Origin of the sequence: Bradyrhizobium sp. JR4.1, assembly GCF_040548605.1 — a bacterium.
Lineage (GTDB): Bacteria > Pseudomonadota > Alphaproteobacteria > Rhizobiales > Xanthobacteraceae > Bradyrhizobium > Bradyrhizobium canariense.
In genome coordinates, this window is the sequence record NZ_JBEPRY010000066.1 from 1 (window position 1) to 4,252 (window position 4,252).

At 56.1% G+C, this 4,252-nt stretch carries 2 protein-coding genes and 1 pseudogene; 2 read left to right on the forward strand and 1 reads right to left on the reverse strand.

Features of this window, described 5'->3' with window-relative positions:
• Positions 1-48: 48 nt before the first annotated feature.
• A pseudogene (locus ABIB90_RS41425) lies at positions 49-306 on the reverse strand (transposase); the annotation flags it as partial.
• 217 nt (positions 307-523) lie between these two features.
• Between ABIB90_RS41425 and ABIB90_RS41430 the strand changes: the two are divergent.
• Both ABIB90_RS41430 and tnpA read left to right on the forward strand, forming a co-directional pair.
• Positions 524-1,195, forward strand: coding sequence for a hypothetical protein (locus ABIB90_RS41430; protein WP_354202961.1), 672 nt, complete (start codon positions 524-526; stop codon positions 1,193-1,195).
• A 747-nt stretch (positions 1,196-1,942) separates the two neighbouring features.
• Positions 1,943-2,278, forward strand: coding sequence for an IS66-like element accessory protein TnpA (gene tnpA, locus ABIB90_RS41435; RefSeq protein ID WP_502918272.1), 336 nt, complete (start codon positions 1,943-1,945; stop codon positions 2,276-2,278).
• Positions 2,279-4,252: the final 1,974 nt, after the last annotated feature.

The window sequence follows — 4,252 nt, forward strand, 5'->3', positions numbered from 1 at the left end:
CTTTGTCCTGCACCCCTTGGAACCGGGAGCTGGTGCCGTTTCTTAGGAATCGTTCTCCAGCGTCAGCTCCCCGATCTTGGCATGCAGCGACTTCACATCGATCGCAGGCGTCGCCGGCGCAGCGCCGCCAGGTGCAAAAACTCCGGAAGCGCCACCCTCCAGCTGCGCCTTCCACGCCGTAATCTGATTGGGGTGGACGTCGAACTGCTCGGCAAGCTGAGCTATCGTCCGGTCGCCCTTGACGGCGGCAAGCGCCACCTTCGCCTTGAAGGCCGGTGTGTGGTTTCGGCGTGCTCGTCTGCTCATCGTCGCTCCTGATTCGCAGGCACCAGCGTGCCCGCTGTCAGGCAGAAACTCCACTTACCGACCTGTTCAAATTTGCGGAGCCGGCTCTGATCACCGGCCAAGCGAGTTAGCAGCTGTCACATTAGGTAGTGGTTTGAGTTATCGTCGCTGCGCTACTGTTAGCTTGTATGGCGGCACATCGTGCCGCTCAGAACAATTAGGATGATAAAGTGCAGCAATGAAAAGCTTTGTTGATCCATTGCAAGTCTCACGCTTCCTTAGAGAATACGACGATGCCGCCGTCCAAAAAGGTATTAAGCTTTCGATAGGATTCGATTTTCAAGAATATTTATCGATCACACGGGCAACCCCGACAAAGGAGCCCACAACGCGATTTTTCCAGATAAATCGCTCGCCAATTTCACCAGGTTATGGATTTTGGACGCTCGGGATAGACAAAAATAAGGACGTCGCACTCTTGCAGGCCGTTCGAATTTATGAGCTTTCGCGCAGCAACCTTGCAGATCATATCACTAATATGTTTTCGGATATACCCGCGCCACTTGCTTATCCTCAGAACCGTTGGGCATGCACGGCACCAACCGCGAAGAAGATAAAGGGAAAGATAGCATACCATGGAGATCTGTGGATTCGCAAAGATTTTAGAGGCAAAGGCATACCCAACATCGCGGCAGGGCTAGCGTTCGGTGTGTCCTTTGCCATGTGGGCTCCTGACTTCATGTGCGGACTTGTAGCGCAGTGGGTCGTGGACAAAGGCGTTGTTGCGCAAGAAGGATATAAGCATTGCGAACCTGGCGGATTGAGCCTCGCGGAACAGGATTCTCTCAACAACTACTTGCTGGTGTGGCTGACCGGCGAGGAGTTGAAGAGCTGCGTTGAGGCAGGATAGAATGAAGCACCTAACAGTCGAGCGGCGACAAGAGCGGCTGATTGTCGATGGCCTTAATACTGGTAGCCGTTGGAATTCTAGCTCATCCTGCATCAAAAGAGCCGGGGGATCGCCAATATCAGGCGGTTCAACCAGTACGTCATTCCGTCACAGGCCTCGAAACGGATGTGAGCTCTCTCGTCTCGATGGCGTCTCTGCTTACCCGAGGATCAGTGATACACGAGGGCGATTAGCGGTGTTGGCTCAGCGCGCTTGGATTGTTTCGGCGGCCAGCGCAGTCCCGGACTTTCTTTACGGATGATCTCGATCGGGCTCGATCCAGAACTGGTGAACGTATGCTTGCCATCCTGTTCGGCGCCATTTGCCAGATGATGCTGTCCTAGATCTTCATTGAGATCCCAGTTCTAAAGTGCCTGACGATCTGACAGCTTCAAGGTCGGCGAAACGACCATCTGCCCGCCGACGACGCCAGCGATTTAGAGACGAGTTGACGATCAGACTTCGGCGGTGTGGCGCCGAGACGATCGGATGATTGACCGGGAGGAGACCCGATATCACTTCGCGCCCGCCCGGGAAGCGCATCATGTGCCTTCCTAGATAGCCGTATCCCTCCGGCGGCGGCCTCCTTATGTAGTTTGCGAGGCGGCCTGAGGATTTGAGCTTAAGTCTAGCTTAAAGGTCACGTCGAGATTGCAGGTCAATGTGTTGGGCGCCAAGCGTCGGCGGCGATAGAGTTACGACGAGAAGGTGCGCCTTGTTGAAGAGAGCTTGCAGCCGGCGAGACGGTCTGCGGGGGTGACACGCCGGCGCGGGGTGGCTCATAGCCTGCTGTTCACCTGGCGTCGACAAGCGCGACAGGGTCGATTGGGGGGAGATGCTGCGCCTACTCTTGTTCCCGTCGAAATCACACCTGTAGCGGCTCCGATCTCCAGTGGCGCGCCAGAACCGGTTTCACCGCCTGCGCAACGTGCAAGCTCCGGCATTATCGAGATCGAGCTTGGGGGCGGCTGTCGCGTGCGCGTTGACCGGGACGTGGACACGGAGGCGCTGCAGCGGGTTCTTGAGCTTCTGAGACGGCGATGATCCCGATCCCGAGCGGCGTCAGGGTCTGGATCGCCACCGGCCACACCGACCTGCGCCGCGGCATGCAAAGGCTGGCGCTTGCGGTCCAGAGAGCCTGAAGCGCGATCCGCATGCTGGCGATCTTTACATCTTCCAGGGTCGCCGCGGCGATCTGGTCAAGATCTTCTGGCATGCTGTGCTTCGGATCATGAAGGAGGTGAATAATCGAATTTGATGCGTACAGCTATGTGAGAGATGGAGGTTGGACCTCCTGCATCGGCGTTCCAGCCGCAGATGCAGAACCACGACATTACTGCGGCTTCGCTTAAAAGGCGCGATCATCAGCAAGTGTTTCAAAAGTCCCGGGTTTACGGGGCAGATGAGTATCCAGAAGGCGAGCGAAAGCGAATCTTCCGACGACCTGTCGAATTATCTCAAAATCAGCGGCGCGTGCCATCCCTGAGATCAATCCGTGAGACAAGAATGCCGCGGCGATCTCGCCGATTGCCCTCATCGTCGACGATAATTCGGACATCCGCATAGTACCAATGAACGACCTGAACAAAAGCGACGGGCAGCCAAGGGCAATAGCAAACATCCCCCCGCGCCCCGGACCCTGAGCCGGACCAGCCCGTCGACGACGCTGGAGGCTGTACTTGGACTGGCAAGACGGAATAGGAAGACACGGTTCACGGCGTTGATGCATTACGTGACGCGCGAATTGCTGACGGAAAGCTTCAGGCAACTGAAAGCGCTCCGCAGCGCCCGGCGTCGACGGGATGACATGGCGCGACTGAGGAAGGGCTCGACGAGCGAATAGCAGCGCTTTGGGACGCGGTCCAATCAGGCCACTACCAGGCACTCCCGTCTCGCCGAGTGTATATCCCAACTTGAATAGCAAACTGGAGACCGCTCGGAATCGCTGCGCTGGAGGATAAGATGGTTCAGCACGCGGTGACGACGATCCCTGAATGCAAAATACGAGCCGGACTTTCTCGGCTTTTCCTAGGGATTCCGGGAGGGGCGAAGGCGCCGGGATAGCAATAGTCCTTCTATCGATTGAAGTCCTCACCAGATTAGGTAGTGTCGACATTCCTTATCATCGGTGTACAGCGATACTCTCGCGACCTAAGCTAGTCGCAATACGTAACTGGACAAAGTGCACCCATGAATAGCCTATTTGATCCGCTGCACATCCCACATTTGCTGCAGGTATAAGGTTATGCCGCCTCCACAAAAGACACGAAAGGCGATCGTACTGACCACGTCAACAAAGATCCCCCGCGTCTTCAACTTACAATTATGATCGCGCCTCGACGATCACGGGACCAGCTTTAGAGGGGAGGCCTCGATAAAAATCGGCGACGTGGCCGTTTGTAAGCAGTTTCGAGAGTATGAGCTTTCGCGCGCTCCAACCTCTTCGAAGGCATACCCGAAATAGTGGCAGGAGTAGCATGCGATCGCTCTTTGCAATGTCTTCGAACTTGGCGTTGTAGCAGCGATGACAGTTGGACCGGTCGTTGGGCAATACGGATAGGCGTCTCAATGAAGCCAGAGATATGGCTGAGGCTCGCAACGCGTCCAGTACTCGCTACCTCGGCGATGATCGTGTCCACGAGCACCGCGCGCCTCAAAGCGGATCGCAAGCCAGGCGATCAGGACTTGTGCTGTCCGGGGATGCACAGCGAAGGCCGTGCTGCGCGGCTCCCATGGCCGCTGCCTGGACGACAACCATTGCCCCACCATGGTGACTACCGGCGCTCTTCGTGCACGAAGGGCCGGCATCTTCGTCCCGTTTCTGCTAGCTCTAAAATGATCTTCAATGCACCGATCATCGTTTCCTATCTGCGAATATTCCCTGAGCAAAAGCTTAATGCGTTTAGACCCCGCCTCGCGCCGCTACCTATTTAGAAGCTACTACCCGAGTGAGGGACGTAGCAGCACTGTAAAAGACAAAGCCGATGAAGATCACGAACGTTCGCACTCATGTCCTTC

Bases quoted from the DNA above. Each gene is read 5' to 3' on its own strand.
- ABIB90_RS41430 (WP_354202961.1), top strand. From the start codon at position 524: ATGAAAAGCTTTGTTGATCCATTGCAAGTCTCACGCTTCCTTAGAGAA.